The sequence below is a fragment of the Klebsiella sp. K5-204 genome (genome assembly GCF_030128585.1).
Classification (GTDB): Bacteria; Pseudomonadota; Gammaproteobacteria; order Enterobacterales; family Enterobacteriaceae; genus Klebsiella; species Klebsiella quasipneumoniae.
The window spans coordinates 376,812-393,329 of sequence record NZ_JAKUZS010000004.1 but is presented as its reverse complement, the minus strand read 5'-3'; the positions used below and the strand labels follow the sequence as shown (position 1 = coordinate 393,329).

Below are 16,518 nucleotides of genomic sequence, written 5' to 3'. Positions count from 1 at the left end.
TGGCGGCTACGCCCTACCCGGCCTACATAAGGCACATCGTAGGCCCGGTAAGCGCAGCGCCACCGGGCAAGTTACAGATTACGATTTGGTTGCTTGTTCGAAGCGGCGCAGCAGCTGATTCCCACGCTGAACGGCGGAATCCAGCGCCTGTTGCGGGGTTTTCTTGCCGGTCCACACGCTCTCCAGCTCTTCATCGACGATGGTGCGGATTTGCGGCATGTTGCCCAGACGCAGGCCTTTGGTGAACGGCAACGGCGGCTTGTTCAGCATCTGGCGCGTGGCGATATCGGCGCCCGGGTTCTTATCATAGAAGCCCTGCTGGCGGGTCAGATCGTAGGCCGCGGTGGTGATCGGCAGATAGCCGGTTTTCTGGTGCCATTCGGCGGCATTTTCCGGTTTGGTCAGGAAGTCGAGGAACTTCGCCACGCCGGTGTAGGTCTCTTTGTCTTTACCCTGCATCACCCACAGGCTGGCCCCGCCGATGATGGCGTTCTGCGGCGCGCCTTTCACGTCGGCATCGTAGGGCATCATGCCGACGCCGTAGTTAAATTTGGCGTACTGGCGGATATCGGCCAGCGAGCCGGACGAGGCAGTGGTAATGGCGCAGTCGCCGTTATAGAACTTTTCGGTGGACTCGTCTTTACGCCCGAAGTAGCTGAAATCGCCCTTCTTGTTCATCTCTTCGAGCAGCGCGATATGCTTCACCTGCTCCGGCTTGTTGAACTCAAGAACCGCGTCGGTGCCGTCAAAGCCATTGTTTTTCGTCGCCACCGGCAGGCCGTGCCAGGCGCTGAAGTTCTCAATCTGGATCCAGCCCTGCCAGCCGCTGGCGTAGCCGCACTTCATTCCGGCGGCTTTCAGCTTCGCGGTGTAGGCCGCCAGATCCTGCCAGGTCTTCGGCGGCTGCTCTGGATCTAAACCGGCTTTTTTGAAGGCGTCTTTGTTGTAGTACAGCACCGGCGTGGAGCTGTTAAACGGCTGGGAGAGCAGATGGCCGGTTTTCGAATCGGTGTAATACCCGGCGACCGTTGGCACAAACTGCGATTCATCAAACGTGATGCCCGCCTCGCTGAACACCTGGTAGACCGGCTTAATGGCTTTTGACGCCATCATGGTGGCGGTACCCACTTCATACACCTGCAGGATCGCCGGCGCGTTGCCGGTACGGAAGGCGGCGATACCGGCGCTCAGGCTCTGTTCATAGTTGCCCTTGTATACCGGAACGATTTTGTAATCAGGATTGGCCGCGTTAAAGCGTTGCGCCAGAGAATCCACTTCTTTACCCAGTTCGCCTTCCATTGAGTGCCAGAACGGGATGGTGGTAACCGCCAGGGCCTGACCGGCAAAAGCCAGGCTCAGCGCCAGTCCTAAAGCTGTATGTCGTAACGATATCATCGGTTATCTCTCTTGTTGTGCCGGATGCGCGATTTCACGCGTTTTATGCTCGCGGGGTAACATGACATGTTCGAATTACAGAAAAATAACTTTTTTATTACAAAAAAAAGATAGTAACGGGTCAGAGAGATGACAAGCCGATGAAAGGACGGGGGAAGTAAAGTGGGAGCTGAGACACGGATAATAGTTGTGCGATCGGCTCCCGGGGTCGGCGCAAGCGCCTCGCCCGGGCTACAAACCGGCGAAGTGAACGACGCCGGGTTGCGATGAATTAACCGCCGAGATAGGCGCTGCGCACCGCCTCGTTGGCCAGCAGCGCGTCGCCGGTATCCTCCAGCACCACGTGGCCGTTCTCCAGCACGTAGCCGCGATCGGCCAGCTTCAGCGCCTGGTTAGCGTTCTGCTCAACCAGGAAGATAGTCATCCCCTGCTCGCGCAGCTGCTCGATGGTATCGAAGATCTGCTGAATGATGATCGGCGCCAGCCCCAGCGACGGTTCATCCAGCAGCAGCAGACGCGGCTGGCTCATCAGGGCGCGGCCGATGGCCAGCATCTGCTGTTCGCCGCCGGACATGGTGCCGGCGCGCTGGATACGGCGCTCGTGCAGACGCGGAAACAGCTCATACACCCATTTGATGCGGGTCTGGAACTGATCGCGGGCGGCAAAAAAACCGCCCATCGCCAGGTTCTCTTCCACCGTCATTCGCGAAAAGACGCGCCGCCCTTCCGGGACGATCGCCACCGCCTCGCGCATGATCTTCGCCGTCTGCCAGTCGGTAATATCCTTACCGTCAAAGACAATACGCCCGCTGGAGGCGCGCGGATCGCCGCACAGCGTGCCGAGCAGGGTGGTTTTCCCCGCGCCGTTGGCGCCGATAAGCGTGACGATCTCGCCCTGTTTGATATGCAGGCTGACGTTGTGCAGCGCCTGAATCTTGCCGTAGTGGGCGCTGACGTTGTCAAAAGTTAACATCGCGTTTTCCATCTTATGCCTCACCAAGGTATGCGCGGATCACGTCCGGGTTATTACGAATCTCTTCCGGCGTCCCGTTGGCCAGCGGTGTCCCCTGGTTCACGACGTAGATGCGATCGGAAATGCCCATCACCAGCTTCATATCGTGTTCGATAAGCAGGATGGTGGTGTTGTGATGGTTACGCAGCTCGGCGATAAGCTCGTCCAGCTCTTTGGTCTCTTTCGGGTTCAGCCCCGCCGCCGGTTCATCGAGCATCAGAATTTCCGGCTGGGTCACCATGCAGCGGGCAATCTCCAGCCGGCGCTGGTCGCCATAGGCCAGGTTGCTGGCCTGCCGGTTAGCGTGCTCCAGCAGGCCGATACGCTCAAGCCAGGTGGCCGCGCGGTCCAGTGCTTCGCTCTGCGCCCGACGGAAGGCCGGCGTTTTCAGCAGGCCGGAGAAGAGCCCGGTTTTCAGCTGCTGATGTTGCGCCACCAGCAGGTTTTCAATGACCGTCATTTCGCGGAACAGGCGCACGTGCTGGAAGGTCCGCACCACGCCCATCCGGGCAATCTGCTGGCCTGGCAGCCCTTCCAGATGCTGGTCGCGCAGCAGAATGGTGCCGCCGGTGGGCTTGTAAAAACCGGTCAGGCAGTTAAAGACGGTGGTCTTCCCGGCGCCGTTGGGGCCGATCAGCGAGACGATCTCGCGCTCTTTGAGCTCCAGCGACACATTGTTGACGGCCAGCAGACCGCCGAAACGCATCATCAGGCCGCTGACGGATAATAATGGCTGACTCATGCCTGCTCTCCTTTCGCCTGACCGTTTTTCAGCTTCAACTGCACGCGCGTCATTGGCAGAAGCCCCTGCGGACGCCAGATCATCATCAGCACCATCAGGCCGCCGAGCATTAACATGCTGTATTCGTTAAAGTCACGCATCAGCTCACGCGACACCACCAGCAGAATAGCCGCCAGGATCACCGCGAACTGCGAGCCCATCCCGCCCAGCACGACGATCGCCAGTACAAAGGCGGACTCGGCGAAGGTAAAGGATTCCGGGCTGACGAAGCCCTGGCGCGCGGCGAACAGCGTCCCGGCGAAGCCGGCAAACGCGGCGCTGATGGTAAAGGCGGTCAGCTTGATGCGCGTCGGGCTCAGGCCCAGCGAACGACAGGCGATCTCATCTTCACGCAGCGCTTCCCACGCCCGCCCCAGCGGCATCCGCAGCAGGCGGTTGATAACGAACAGGCTCAGCACCACCAGCAGCAGCGCCACCAGATAGAGGAAAATGACCCGGTCGGAGGGATCGTATTTGACGCCGAAGAAGTTGCTGAAGGTATCCCAGCCGCCTTCGCGGGCGCTGCGGCTGAATTCGAGGCCAAAGAAGGTCGGTTTCGGGATCTGGCTGATGCCGTTTGGCCCGCCGGTGATTTCGGTATTGTTGAGCAGCAGAATACGCACGATCTCGCCGAAGCCTAAGGTCACGATCGCCAGGTAGTCGCCGCGCAGACGCAGCACCGGGAAGCCAAGCAGGAAGCCAGCCGCCGCGGAGACCAGGCCGGCCAGCGGCAGACAGGTCCAGAAGCCGAGACCGTAATAGTGGTTCAGCAGCGCGAAGGTATACGCGCCGATGGCGTAGAACCCGCCGTAGCCCAGGACCAGCAGGCCGGAAAGGCCGACCACCACGTTCAGCCCAAGGCCGAGAATGATATAGATCATCGTCAGGGTGGCGATATCCACCGTACCGCGCGACACCATAAACGGCCAGGCCACGGCAATCACCAGCAGGGCTATCAGGAACAACTTCTGCTTCACCGTCGAGCCGTCAATCGCCGGCATAATAAACTTCGGCCCGGAGACGTTCTTAACCGCTTTCTGGAACAGCGGCCGCAGCAACTGGAAGAAAAAGACCACCGCGGTGCCGATGAAGATCCACTGCCAGCGAATATCGGCGGCGGTATCCACCACCAGTTTGGTGCCGTTCAGCTCCAGCTGCACGCCCATAAAGACACCCGCCAGAATGAAGAACATCGCAGCAGAGAGCAGCGCCATTGCAATTTGCATCGGTTTCATACTTTTTCCACCTCCGGGCGGCCCAGAATGCCGGTCGGCATCACTAACAGCACCAGAATCAGCAGCGCAAAGGAAACCACGTCCTTATATTCGGTGCTGAGATAGGCAGAAGAGAGCGCCTCGGCAATACCCAGGATCAGGCCGCCGATCATCGCGCCGGGGATACTGCCGATACCGCCGAGCACGGCGGCGGTGAAGGCCTTCATCCCGGCCATAAAGCCGATGTAGGGGTTAATCACGCCGTAGAACTGACCCAGCAGCACGCCCGCCACCGCCGCCATCGCTGCGCCGATGACAAAGGTCAGGGCAATGACGCGATCGGTGTTAATGCCGAGCAGGCTCGCCATTTTCAGGTCTTCGGCACAGGCGCGGCAGGCGCGCCCCATCCGCGAGTAGCGAATGAACAGCGTCAGGGCCAGCATGGCGATAAAGGTCACCACCCAGATCACCAGCTGCATGGTGGTGATCGTCGCGGAGAAGCTGTCGCTGTGGCCGACGACCCACTGGCCGTTAAACAGGCTCGGCAGCGCCACGTCGCGGGAGCCCTGGGTCAGGCTGACGTAGTTCTGCAGGAAGATAGACATCCCGATAGCGGAGATCAGCGCAATCAGACGCTTGGAATTACGCACCGGCCGATAGGCCACGCGCTCAATGCTCCAGCCGTAGGCGCTGGCAATCACAATGGCGCCCACGAAGCCGGCGGCGACCAGCAGCCAGCTGGTGTCGATACCCATCATCATCAGCGCGGCGATGATCATGAAGGAGACATAGCTGCCAATCATGTAGACCTCGCCATGGGCGAAGTTGATCATGCCGATAATGCCGTACACCATCGTATAGCCGATGGCGATCAGCGCGTAGGTACTGCCCAGCGTGACGCCGTTAAACATCTGCTGCAGAAAATAGAGAAACTGCTCGGACATAAGGTAACCTTTTTCAAACCGCCCGCGGATCGCGGGCGGAGGGATAACTCATCTTCAGCGCTTATTTCGCCGCGCTCGAAGAGCCGTCGGCGTGCCACTGGAAGACACCAAACTCAAATCCCTTCAGATCGCCTTTTTCATCCCAGGTCAGCGGCCCAATCACGGTTTTCGCCCCGTGCGCTTTCAAATCTTTTATTAAATCCAGCGGCTGCTGGCTGCCGGTTCTGTCCATCGCCTGCGCCAGCGACTGAACCGCGGCGTAAGTGATCCAGACATACGGCCCGCTCGGATCTTTCTTCTCCGCTTTCAGCGCGTTGACGATGGCGCTGTTGGCAGGGGCCTGATCGTAGCGTTTTGGCATCGTCACCAGCATCCCTTCCGCCGCGGCGCCCGCGATATTGGACAGCGAGGCGTTGCCGACCCCTTCCGGCCCCATAAACACGGTTTTCAGCCCCACGGAGCGCGCCTGGCGCAGCATCTGGCCCATTTCCGGGTAGTAACCGCCGTAGTAGACGAAGTCGATGTTCTCTTTCTTCAGGCGCGCCAGCAGCGCGGAGAAATCTTTCTCGCCCGCGGTGATACCGTCAAAGAAGACGATGTTGGCCCCGTCTTTTTTCAGGTTGTCCTGCACCGAACGCGCCAGCCCTTCGCCGTACTGCTGCTTGTCATGAATGATGGCGATACGCTGCGGTTTGACTTTCTCGACGATATATTTCGCCGCGGTCGGCCCCTGCGAGGAGTCGAGGCCGGCGGTACGCATGATGTACTGATAGCCGCGCTGGGTCAGCTCCGGGTTGGTCGCTCCCGGGGAGATCATCAGGATGCCTTCATCCTCATAGATATCGGAAGCCGGCTGGGTGGAAGAGGAGCACAGGTGGCCGATAACGTACTGAATACCGTCGTTGACGATTTTGTTGGCCACCGCGACCGCTTGCTTCGGATCGCAGGCGTCGTCATATTCGACGGCCACCAGCTTGTCGCCCTTAATACCGCCGCTGGCGTTGATGTCTTTAATCGCCTGACGCGCGCCGTTGAACTCCATGTCGCCCCACTGGGCCACCGGACCCGACATCGCGCCGACCACGGCGACCTTAATATCCTTGGCCATCGCCGCGTGCGACATCGCTAATGCGACAATGCCCGCGACGATGGTTTTCGCGTTCCTTTTCATGCTGCAGAACCCCGTTCGTGATGTGGTGTAAATGTTTTGTATTTTTATGGTTAAAAAGCATTCTGTGCTTTTATTAAACAACGCCATTTTTACCATTGAGTTTAATGGTTTAGCGCAGCTTTTCACTAAAAAACAGATTAAAATCTCTATTTTTCAGTCGATTAAGCAAAGATAATATTCTGTATTTTGCTGAAGATAAACAAAAAAAAGTCCATGCGGCAGCATAAAATAACGATACATAAGGCGGAATAAAACGCTGCACATTAGGTTAAAATCCTGCTTATTTTTCGATCCATGACGGATTGCGCTACCCCAACAACGCCAGGAAAACGAATCCCCTGATGTATGCGCAAAAAACAGCGCTCCGCCAGACAGCAATTTTGGGTACACTGGCGCCTCTGTTTTGCACTGGACTTGCCGCCCATGAAACTGACTATTATCCGTTTACAGCACTTCAGCGATCAGGATCGCATTGATCTGGGGAAAATCTGGCCGTCGCAGGATCTGTCGACGCTGACCCTGGATGAAAACCATCGTCTCTATGCCGCCCGCTTTAACGAGCGCCTGTTGGGCGCTGTGCGCGTTACCCTGCGCGGCGTCGAAGGTGAGCTCAGCGATCTGTGCGTGCGTGAAGTGACCCGCCGCCGCGGCGTCGGGCAATATTTAGTGGAAGAGACATTGCGTGATAACCCGGCGATCAATAGCTGGCGCGTCGCCGACCGCGGGGTGGAAGACCGCGGCGTGATGGCGGCCTTTATGCAGGCGCTCGGCTTTAGCGCCCAGCAGACCGGTTGGGAAAAGCATTAAGCCGTAGCCCCAATAAGCGGAGCATGGCCAAGGAAGAACCCGGCGGCGCTTCGCTTAGCCGGGCTACCTGGCAACTATAGCCCTGGTAAGCGCAGCGCGAGCGGGCGCAGACAACGCATTTGCAGCGTGAAAGGCGCCCCACCCATTTAACCCAGCATTTCGCGTTGCAAAAAGGCGTCAAGACCCGAAATCCCCGGGAGCTTACATCAGTAAGTGACCGGGGTTGAGGGATGCAGACAACGCATTTGCAGCGTGAAAGGCGCCCACCCATTTAACCCAGCATTTCGCGTTGCAAAAAGGCGTCAAGACCCGATATCCCCGGGAGCTTACATCAGTAAGTGACCGGGGTTGAGGGGCGCAGACAACGCATTTGCAGCGTGAAAGGCGCCCACCCATTTAACCCAGCATTTCGCGTTGCAAAAAGGCGTCAAGACCCGATATCCCCGGGAGCTTACATCAGTAAGTGACCGGGGTTGAGGGGCGCAGACAACGCATTTGCAGCGTGAAAGGCGCCCACCCATTTAATCCAGCATTTCGCGTTGCAAAAAGGCGTCAAGACCCGACATCCCCGGGAGCTTACATCAGTAAGTGACCGGGGTTGAGGGGCGCAGACAACGCATTTGCAGCGTGAAAGGCGCCGGTTAAATTATTTGGCGTCGGTCGCCGTACCGTTAGCATGCCAGGTAAAGACACCGAACTCGAAGCCTTTCAGGTCGCCTTTCTGATCCCACGACAGCGGGCCCATCACGGTGTCTACCGTCGCGCCTTTCAGGTATTTAGCGATTTCCGCCGGATCGTCAGACTGATTCAGGCCCGCCTGCAGCGACTGCAGCGCCGCGTAGGTGGTCCAGACGAAGGCGCCGCTCGGATCCTGTTTCTTCGCCTTGATCGCATCCACGATCGGTTTGTTCGCCGGCACCTGGTCGTAGTTCTTCGGCTTGGTCACCAGCAGGCCTTCCGCCGACTCGCCGGCGATGTTAGACAGGGAGACGTTCGCTACGCCTTCCGGGCCCATAAACTGGGTTTTCAGACCGGCAGCGCGGGCCTGACGCAGGATCTGGCCCATTTCCGGGTGGTAACCGCCGTAGTAGACGAAGTCGATATTCTCTTTCTTCAGGCGCGCCACCAGAGTGGAGAAATCTTTCTCACCGGCGGTGATCCCGTCGAAGAAGACCACGTTCGCCCCGCCTTTTTTCAGGCCATCCTGCACCGCACGGGCCAAACCTTCGCCGTACTGCTGTTTGTCATGCACGACTGCGATACGCTGCGGCTTCACTTTGTCGAGAATGTATTTCGCCGCGGTTGGTCCCTGGTCGGAGTCCAGACCGGTGGTGCGCAGGATCAGCTTATAGCCGCGCGCGGTCAGCTCCGGCGCGGTCGCAGCGGGGGTGATCATCAGAATGCCTTCGTCTTCATAGATGTCAGACGCCGGCTGAGTGGAAGAGGAGCACAGGTGGCCGATAACGTATTTGATCCCGTCGTTGACCACTTTGTTGGCGACCGCTACCGCCTGTTTCGGGTCGCAAGCGTCATCATATTTTACGATCTGCAGCTTATTGCCCTTAATGCCGCCCTTCGCGTTGATATCCGCTACCGCCTGCTCGGCACCGGTAAACTCCTGATCGCCGTACTGGGCCACCGGGCCGGACATCGCCCCGACTACCGCGATTTTGATATCTTCCGCCAGCGCCGCGCTGCTCATAACTAAGGCAATACATCCTGCCAGTAACGCTTTACCCTTCATATTCATCCTGAGGCTCCCCATTATTATGGTTTTTGCATTTGTTGTGATGTTGTTTGTTAGCGCATTATTTTGTTTATATCGATAGGAAAAGCATATGATAGCTAACCAACCGGGGGCTGCTCGCGCTTTTGCAGCACACTATGCTAAACATACCGTCATTCTGAGGAATTTGAAACGACTAAATTGCGGGCTATGTAACAGATAAGTGACAAATAAAAAAACCGCGCCAGCATGAACCGGACGCGGTGCAAAACAGGCCCTGATTACCAGCCAGCGGGCAGGTAGCCTACCGCGGACGCTACCGCGTAGACGGCGCTGCAAAGATACAACAACACAATGAAGCATTGGATAAGCGGATGGGTCATCCAGGCCGGACAGGTCCAGCCCGGCGTCAGGTCGCCACGCTGGCGGGCGCCCTTGAGCATCAGGATCGGCATAATCGATAAAATAACGCCGCTGAACACCCCGGCAAAATAGAGCGCGTTGACGAAAGAGACCATACCGCTGTAGGCCAGCACGAACGGCGGGATCGCCACCACCAGCAGCACCATCAAGCGGCGGGCGGGCTGTTCATCATTCCCCAGGCGGAACTGATCGAAGATATTGGTCAGGAAGCTGCCGCCCAGTCCCCAGTAGGAGGTCAACATCGCGCACAGCGCAAACAGGTTGGCGGAGAAGAAGGCCCATTCGCCAAGTGCCCTGCCCCAGGAGATGGTGGCCACATCCGAAATATTGTCCAGGCCATTAAGCGAGATCACCGACAGCGGCACCAGCGCCAGCAGGGTAAAGGTCAGCGCCATACCGACCATAATGGCTTTAGGCAATTTTTCCGGTTTGTCGGCGAAGCCTCGCGCCATTTCCGGGACGATATACTGTGCCGAGAAGCAGAACGCCACGACATTGAAGACCGGAACCATATACAGCCAGTTGCCGTCGAGCAGATAGCCCACGCGGGTAGTCTCTTTCAACAGCGTGGCAATCACCAGCACCGAGATCATCACCACCATACCGATGCTGATAAATTTCTCGCCGCGGCCGATCGCCTTCAGCCCCAGATAAAGCACCCCTGCCGCCGGGACGAAAAACAGCACGCTGCCCAGCGCCGGCGAAATGCCAAACAGGGAGTAGAGCAGCTTGCCGCTGCCGGTCATATAAGCCGTCAATGCGCCGACGCTGTTGACGCAGACGGAGAGGAACATCATCAGCGCGCCAAAGCCGCCGACGTAGCGCTTTGATAATCCGCTGAGCTGCAGATGTTTACGCGTGCGGAGCGTAGATTCCGCGACATAGAGCATGGTCACCGTGGTCAGGCTGCCCACCAGCACCAGCCAGAACAGCAGCGGTAAGAAGCCCGCTTTGCTTGACGCATAGGCGATGGAGAGGACACCCGCGCCGATATTGGTACCGACAATCATCGATACCCCTTCGACGAAGCTCAGAGATTTTGCAGGGACAGCCGTACGTTCCCGGCCGGTGAGGACGGGAGAAAAGGTGGAGTTTTCAGACATAATACTTTCCGTTTTACTCCGGCGGTTTTCTCCGCCGGAAAAAAGGTGATATCAGGGTGATAAACCACTCACGCTGAGCATGAACAGCCGGCTGCGGCTTCCTGTTTCTGTTCGGCTTCCCTGCCGCCGCAGCCCACCGGGAGACGTTAGCTCTTCAGTACGCGCGCCAGAATATCCAGCGCTTTCGAGAACTGGGCGTCCGGAATCGTCAACGGATAGAGGAAGCGGATCACGTTGCCGTAGACGCCGCAGCTCAGCAGCAGCAGGCCGTTCTCCTGCGCTTTCTGTTGCACCTGGCGGGTAAACTCCGGCGACGGCTCGCCAGTTTGCGGATCGTTAAACTCCACCGCCACCATCGACCCCCGACCGCGGACATCGACAATCGCCGGACAGGTGGCGCGCGCCTGGTTGAGCACTTCCTGCAGATGGCTACCCAGCTGTTCAGCGCGCTGGCACAGCTGCTCTTCAGCAATCACATCCAGCACCGCGAGCGCCGCGGCTACCGCCAGCGGGTTACCGGCATAGGTTCCGCCCAGGCCGCCTGGCGCTGGGGCATCCATCACCTCGGCGCGACCAACGACGCCCGACAGCGGGAAACCGCCGGCGAGGCTTTTCGCCATCGTCATCAGATCCGGTTTCACATCATAGTGCTGCATGGCGAACAGCTTGCCGGTACGGGCGAAACCGGTCTGCACTTCATCGGCGATCAGCAGAATGCCGTGGGTATCGCACAGATCGCGCAACGCCTGCATGAAATCGGCTGGCGCGACGTTAAAGCCGCCTTCTCCCTGGATCGGCTCGAGGATGATGGCCGCGACCTGGTCCGGCGCAATATCCGCTTTGAAAATGCGCTCCAGGCTTTTCAGCGCATCCGCGGTGGAGACGCCGTGCGCCGCATTCGGGTAGACACCGTGATACACCGAGCCCGGGAAGGGGCCGAAGCCGATTTTGTAGGGCGCGACCTTACCGGTGAGCGCCATGGTCATAAAGGTACGGCCGTGGAAGCCGCCGCCGAAAGTAATCAGCCCCGGACGGCCGGTGTAAGCGCGGGCAATTTTCACCGCGTTCTCGACCGCTTCCGCGCCGGTGGTGAAGAAGGCCGTTTTTGCCGGCCCGTCAATCGGCGCCAGATCGTTGATACGTTCCGCCAGCGTGACATAGCTTTCGTACGGCACAATCTGATAGGCGGTGTGGGTGAACGCCTGCAGCTGGTCAGCGACCGCGGCAACCACCTTCGGATGACGGTGACCGGTATTTAACACGGCGATACCGGCGGCGAAATCGATCACCTCATTGCCTTCGATATCCCACAGCGTGGCGTTCTCCGCCTTCTCGACAAAGTAGTTACACATTACGCCTACGCCGCGCGGCGTCGCCTGCTGGCGACGTTGATTCAGTTCTGAGCTTTTCACCTGCGAATCTCCTGTCGTGTATGTCACGTTATCGCAACAAATTAGAAACGATGTCGTTTATTTACACAGGAGTTGGCCCTATAATCGAGTACCAATTTTGAATATCTGAGGGATCCAATTGCGTTCGCTGGTGGGTGACCTGGTGCTGGTCCGTCTGCAGGAAGAGCGCGACCCTCTTCTGCACAAACGCTTATACAACGCGCTTCGCCGCGCGATCCTTGACGGTTCGCTGGCGCCGCAAAGCCGCCTGCCGCCGTCGCGGGACCTGGCGGGAGAACTCGGCGTATCAAGAAACACCATATTAACAACTTATGAACAATTACTGGCGGAAGGATATGTGGTTTCCCGTCGGGGAAGCGGAACATTCGTTGCCCAAACCGCGCCTGAAAGTTCATTGACCGCTAAGGGGAAGCGGGAAAACAGCAGTATCGCGACATCGACGGCGCACCTTTCACGCCGTGGCCAGCACCTGCTCGGCCAGGTCAGCGCCAGCCCACGCCAGTGGGGAGCGTTTATTCCCGGCGTACCGGACGTTAACGCCTTTCCCCATCCGCTGTTCAGCAAGATCCAGGCCCGCATCAGCCGTCGGCCAAAGCCGGAGCGGCTTAGCTACAGCTGCAACGGCGGTACCCCGGAACTGCAGCAGGCGCTGGTGGATTATCTGCGGGTATCGCGCGGCGTCCACTGTCAGGCAGATCAAATTCTTATCACCGAGGGGATCCACCAGGCGATTGACCTGGTCACTCGCATGCTGTGCGACAACGGCGATCTGGCGTGGGTGGAGGAGCCTTCCTACTGGGGCATTCGCCATGTGCTGGCGATGAACGACGTCCGGGCGGCCCCCATCACCGTCGATGCCAATGGGCTGTGCCCGCCGGAAACGGTTGACGATGCGCCGCGACTCATCTTCGTCACCCCTTCTCACCAGTATCCGCTGGGCGCAGTGATGAGCCTTGAACGCCGTCAGCGGCTGCTGGCGCTCGCCCGCCAGCAGGGCAGCTGGATCGTCGAAGATGATTATGACAGCGAGTTTCGCTTTTCCGGGCAGCCCATCCCCGCCCTGCAGGGGCTGGTGGCCGATGCGCCGGTGGTCTATATCGGCACCTTCAGCAAGACGCTCTATCCAGGCCTGCGCCTGGGCTATGTGGTGATCCCCCGCCCGCTGGTCAGCGATCTGAAGCACGCCCACGCCGAGCTTTATCGCGGCGGCCATTCGCTGATCCAGATGGCGCTGGCGGAGTTTATTACCGCTGGTCACTACTCGGCGCATATCCGCCGCATGCGGCTGCTCTACAGCCGTCGTCGCGCCTTTTTAACCGAGCTGATTCAGCGGCACTGTATGCCCGACGCCCTGTCGGACTTCAGCGATAATGCCGGACTGCATTTGATCCTCAATTTACCGGAGGAGGCGGACGATGTGGCGATCGCCCGCGAGGCCAATGCGCGCCACATTCTGGTGCGGCCGCTCTCGCGCTACTACCTGACGGCGGCGCGTAAGAAAGGATTATTGATGGGATTTGCCAGCCAGCCCGAGGAGCAGATGGCGCCGGCGTTCAGCGTGCTGATAGGCTGCCTGCGGACGCACTGTCCAGAGGTGCTGCTGCCCATGGATGGCGCAGAAAAACAAAACGCCCCAACCTGAGGCGGGGCGTTATCGGGGTGCCTGGCGTCAGGCAGGGGTGGCGTATCAGGCTTCGATCGCGGCACGCAGTTTTTTCATGGCGTTCTTTTCCAGCTGACGCACGCGCTCTGCGGAGACGCCGTAGCGGTCAGCCAGCTCCTGCAGCGTGGACTTGTTGTCTTCGTCCAGCCAGCGGGCGCGGATGATATCCTGGCTACGCTCGTCCAGGCCCTGCATCGCGTCAGTCAGCTTATTCGCCGCCTGCTCTTCCCAGTTGTCGTCTTCGATGCCGTCGGCAAAGTTTGACGTTTTGTCCTGCAGATAAAGAACCGGCGCCATCGGCTGGCTGTCGGATTCATCGTCCGACGACATGTCGAACGTCATGTCCTGGGCCGCCATACGGGATTCCATCTCGCGGACGTCTTTGCTCGACACGCCCAGCTCACGGGCCACCATTTCCACTTCATCCTGGTTGAACCAACCCAGACGCTGTTTGGTTTTACGCAGGTTAAAGAACAGCTTACGCTGTGCTTTGGTGGTAGCGACCTTCACGATACGCCAGTTGCGCAGCACGTATTCGTGAATTTCGGCTTTAATCCAGTGCACGGCGAAGGAGACCAGGCGCACACCCACTTCCGGGTTGAAGCGACGCACGGCTTTCATCAGGCCGATATTGCCTTCCTGGATCAGATCCGCCTGCGGCAGGCCATAGCCCGAGTAGTTACGAGCAATGTGAACAACAAAGCGCAGGTGAGACAGAATCAGCTTTTTCGCTGCTTCCAGATCGCCCTGGTAATGCAGCTTTTCAGCAAGCTCCCGCTCTTCATCAGCCGACAGCATCGGCCAAGTGTTAGCGGCCCGGATGTACGATTCCAGGTTACCAACGGGGGCTAAAGCTAAAGTTTGCATTTCTTTGGTCATTCAAATCCTCTCAATTGATATCTTCTGACGTGGTCTTGTCCCCATCAGGCAACAAGCATGCCAGCATTCATGAGCAACGAGAATATCACTCACATTAGTATCAGACAGTGATTTTATCCACAAGTTCCCTGCAACGGTGTGAATAAATTACGCACAAAATGTGACACCACGATGAAAAAGTGAGGGCAGGAAAAGGAGAACAAGCTTGCGGTATCTTTCCCTGCGAACAGGAACTCATTGCAGCAGGGAAAGATTATATCACGCTTTTTTTAATCGGGAGTAAAGTGACGTAAATGTTGCACTGTCGCCAGCCAGGCGGCCACCCACCCGATCATCGAGCAGACGATCAGCATCAGCAGACACTCGTCAAAGCCTAAGCCGCTCAGCTCAAACTGGGTGCCGAACACCTTCGCCACCTCGGTCACTGCCGACGAGAGGCGCATCACCAGAATCTCCGACAGGATCAGCGATAAAAACGCGCCGGAGAAGCCCAGCATCGCCCCGCCGTAGAGGAACGGACGCAGGATAAAGCCGTCGGTGGCGCCGATCAGTTTCTGCACGTTAATGGTATCGCGGCGGGCGAAGATGCTCAGGCGCACACTGTTGCCGATCACCAGGAACACCGCCGCCACCATCAGCACGCCGATCATCGCCGACACGCGACCCACCAGCCCGGTGAGCGAGGAGAGGCGGGCAAACCAGCTGTCGTCCATCCGTACTTCATCGACCCCCTGGATCCGCGATACCCGATCGCGCAGGGTGTTCAGCGCTTCCGTGCTCTGGAAATCCAGCTTCGGCACCACGATGGCGACCGCCGGCAGCGGGTTCTCTTCCAGCATATCCAGGGCGCCGCCAAAGCCGGACCAGTTACGGAATTCACCCAATGCCTCGTCACGTGACAAATAGTTCACCTTGTCGACGCCCTGCTCCGCCTGCAGCTGGCCGACCACCCGCGCCGCGGCATCGTCATCCAGCGTTTTTTCCAGATACACGGTGATCTGCGGCGAGGGATAGTACTGTGACGCCGCGCTGCTGACGTTTTTGTAGACCATGTAGCAGACGCTTGGCAGGGTCAACGAGATGGCGATAACCATCACCGTCAGGAAGGTCGCCAGCGGCGTGCTTTTTAAATCCTGGAGCGCGCCGTGCCAGGCGTAGCGCACCTGCTCGTTGAACACGTTGCTCTTACGCGAGGCCGGGTTAGGCGCCGCTTTCGGCCGTTTTGGCGCATTGCGCCCGCCGCCGCCGCCGCCCGCCGCGTTGCGCAGGCGATCGAACTTGCTGCCGAACTGGCGGATTTGGTTCATTGCGTCGCGCTTATTCACCCCGAATGCCTCCATGCAGATGGCCGTCGCTGAGCGTCAGCACGCGGTACGGACGGCTGGAGATAAGCCCCAGATCGTGCGTGGCCATCAGTACCGTCACCCCGACGCGGTTAAACTCTTCAAACAGACGTAAAATCCCCTCCGAGAGCGCCTCGTCGAGGTTACCGGTCGGTTCATCCGCCAGCAGCACCGCCGGCTTGTTGACCACCGCGCGAGCGATCCCCACGCGCTGCTGCTCGCCGCCGGAGAGCTGAATCGGAAAGTTCTTCGCTTTGTCCAGCAGCCCGACCTTATCCAGCGCCGCCGAGACCCGGCGACGAATGTCATCGCCGCTGGCGCCGGCGATAATCAGCGGGATCGCCACGTTGTCATACACGGTACGATCCATCAGCAAATGGTGGTCCTGGAAAATCATGCCGATCTGGCGGCGCAGGAACGGCACCTCACGGCTCTTCAGGCGGCTGATTTCATGACCGCTGAAGAAGATTTTCCCGGCGCTGGGCCGTTCGATACCACAGATAAGCTTCAGCAGGGTACTTTTCCCTGCGCCGGAGTGGCCGGTCAGAAACGCCATCTCGCCCGGCTGCAAGTGGAAGTTCACCCCCTGCAGCGCTTGTCTCCCACCGAGATAGGCTTTGCTGACTTGTTCAAAGCGAATCATTC

At 58.7% G+C, this 16,518-nt stretch carries 14 protein-coding genes; 2 read left to right on the top strand and 12 right to left on the bottom strand.

Features of this window, described 5'->3' with window-relative positions; all coding sequences use genetic code 11:
* Positions 1 to 78: 78 nt before the first annotated feature.
* The 6 genes from ugpB to livK form a co-directional block, all read right to left on the bottom strand.
* Entirely contained in the window at positions 79 to 1,395 is a 1,317-nt protein-coding gene (gene ugpB / locus MKR05_RS13385; RefSeq protein ID WP_032454248.1) for a sn-glycerol-3-phosphate ABC transporter substrate-binding protein UgpB, read from the bottom strand.
* A gap of 271 nt (positions 1,396 to 1,666) precedes the next feature.
* Positions 1,667 to 2,380 (bottom strand): high-affinity branched-chain amino acid ABC transporter ATP-binding protein LivF, encoded by a 714-nt coding sequence (gene livF, locus MKR05_RS13380; RefSeq protein ID WP_074423169.1) that lies wholly within the window; start codon positions 2,378 to 2,380, stop codon positions 1,667 to 1,669.
* A gap of 1 nt (position 2,381) precedes the next feature.
* Positions 2,382 to 3,149, bottom strand: coding sequence for a high-affinity branched-chain amino acid ABC transporter ATP-binding protein LivG (gene livG, locus MKR05_RS13375; RefSeq protein ID WP_023291227.1), 768 nt, complete (start codon positions 3,147 to 3,149; stop codon positions 2,382 to 2,384).
* Positions 3,146 to 4,423: a branched chain amino acid ABC transporter permease LivM gene (livM, locus tag MKR05_RS13370; protein ID WP_004202111.1), complete on the bottom strand. Its 1,278-nt coding sequence runs from the start codon at positions 4,421 to 4,423 to the stop codon at positions 3,146 to 3,148. Before livM ends, livG begins: the two co-directional genes overlap by 4 nt.
* Positions 4,420 to 5,346, bottom strand: a complete 927-nt coding sequence (gene livH, locus MKR05_RS13365) for a high-affinity branched-chain amino acid ABC transporter permease LivH (RefSeq protein WP_002920807.1) — start codon at positions 5,344 to 5,346, stop codon at positions 4,420 to 4,422. Before livH ends, livM begins: the two co-directional genes overlap by 4 nt.
* A 61-nt stretch (positions 5,347 to 5,407) precedes the next feature.
* Positions 5,408 to 6,517, bottom strand: a complete 1,110-nt coding sequence (gene livK, locus MKR05_RS13360) for a branched-chain amino acid ABC transporter substrate-binding protein (protein WP_248569186.1) — start codon at positions 6,515 to 6,517, stop codon at positions 5,408 to 5,410.
* A 423-nt stretch (positions 6,518 to 6,940) separates the two neighbouring features.
* On the opposite strand from livK, the gene panM reads away from it, so the two are divergent.
* The gene (gene panM / locus MKR05_RS13355) at positions 6,941 to 7,324 is read left to right on the top strand and encodes an aspartate 1-decarboxylase autocleavage activator PanM (RefSeq protein ID WP_023291228.1); all 384 of its coding nucleotides are present in this window, start codon (positions 6,941 to 6,943) and stop codon (positions 7,322 to 7,324) included.
* Positions 7,325 to 7,970: 646 nt separating this feature from the next.
* Here panM and livJ read toward each other — a convergent pair.
* The 3 genes from livJ to MKR05_RS13340 form a co-directional block, all read right to left on the bottom strand.
* A complete protein-coding gene (gene livJ / locus MKR05_RS13350; protein WP_002920812.1) occupies positions 7,971 to 9,074 on the bottom strand; it encodes a branched chain amino acid ABC transporter substrate-binding protein LivJ in 1,104 nt (367 codons plus the stop codon).
* A 257-nt stretch (positions 9,075 to 9,331) separates the two neighbouring features.
* Positions 9,332 to 10,576, bottom strand: coding sequence for an aromatic amino acid transport family protein (locus MKR05_RS13345; RefSeq protein WP_023291229.1), 1,245 nt, complete (start codon positions 10,574 to 10,576; stop codon positions 9,332 to 9,334).
* Positions 10,577 to 10,722: 146 nt separating this feature from the next.
* Positions 10,723 to 11,988: a 4-aminobutyrate--2-oxoglutarate transaminase gene (locus MKR05_RS13340; protein WP_238875245.1), complete on the bottom strand. Its 1,266-nt coding sequence runs from the start codon at positions 11,986 to 11,988 to the stop codon at positions 10,723 to 10,725.
* 118 nt (positions 11,989 to 12,106) lie between these two features.
* Between MKR05_RS13340 and MKR05_RS13335 the strand changes: the two genes are divergently transcribed.
* The gene (locus tag MKR05_RS13335) at positions 12,107 to 13,630 is read left to right on the top strand and encodes a PLP-dependent aminotransferase family protein (RefSeq protein ID WP_032454254.1); all 1,524 of its coding nucleotides are present in this window, start codon (positions 12,107 to 12,109) and stop codon (positions 13,628 to 13,630) included.
* Between the two features lie 45 nt (positions 13,631 to 13,675).
* On the opposite strand, the gene rpoH is transcribed toward MKR05_RS13335, so the two are convergent.
* From rpoH to ftsE, 3 genes are all read right to left on the bottom strand, one after another.
* Positions 13,676 to 14,530: an RNA polymerase sigma factor RpoH gene (gene rpoH / locus MKR05_RS13330; RefSeq protein WP_002920815.1), complete on the bottom strand. Its 855-nt coding sequence runs from the start codon at positions 14,528 to 14,530 to the stop codon at positions 13,676 to 13,678.
* 269 nt (positions 14,531 to 14,799) lie between these two features.
* Positions 14,800 to 15,855: a permease-like cell division protein FtsX gene (gene ftsX, locus MKR05_RS13325; protein WP_002920816.1), complete on the bottom strand. Its 1,056-nt coding sequence runs from the start codon at positions 15,853 to 15,855 to the stop codon at positions 14,800 to 14,802.
* The gene (gene ftsE, locus MKR05_RS13320) at positions 15,848 to 16,516 is read right to left on the bottom strand and encodes a cell division ATP-binding protein FtsE (protein ID WP_004202097.1); all 669 of its coding nucleotides are present in this window, start codon (positions 16,514 to 16,516) and stop codon (positions 15,848 to 15,850) included. The genes ftsX and ftsE overlap by 8 nt, the downstream gene beginning before the upstream one ends.
* Positions 16,517 to 16,518 lie beyond the last annotated feature (2 nt).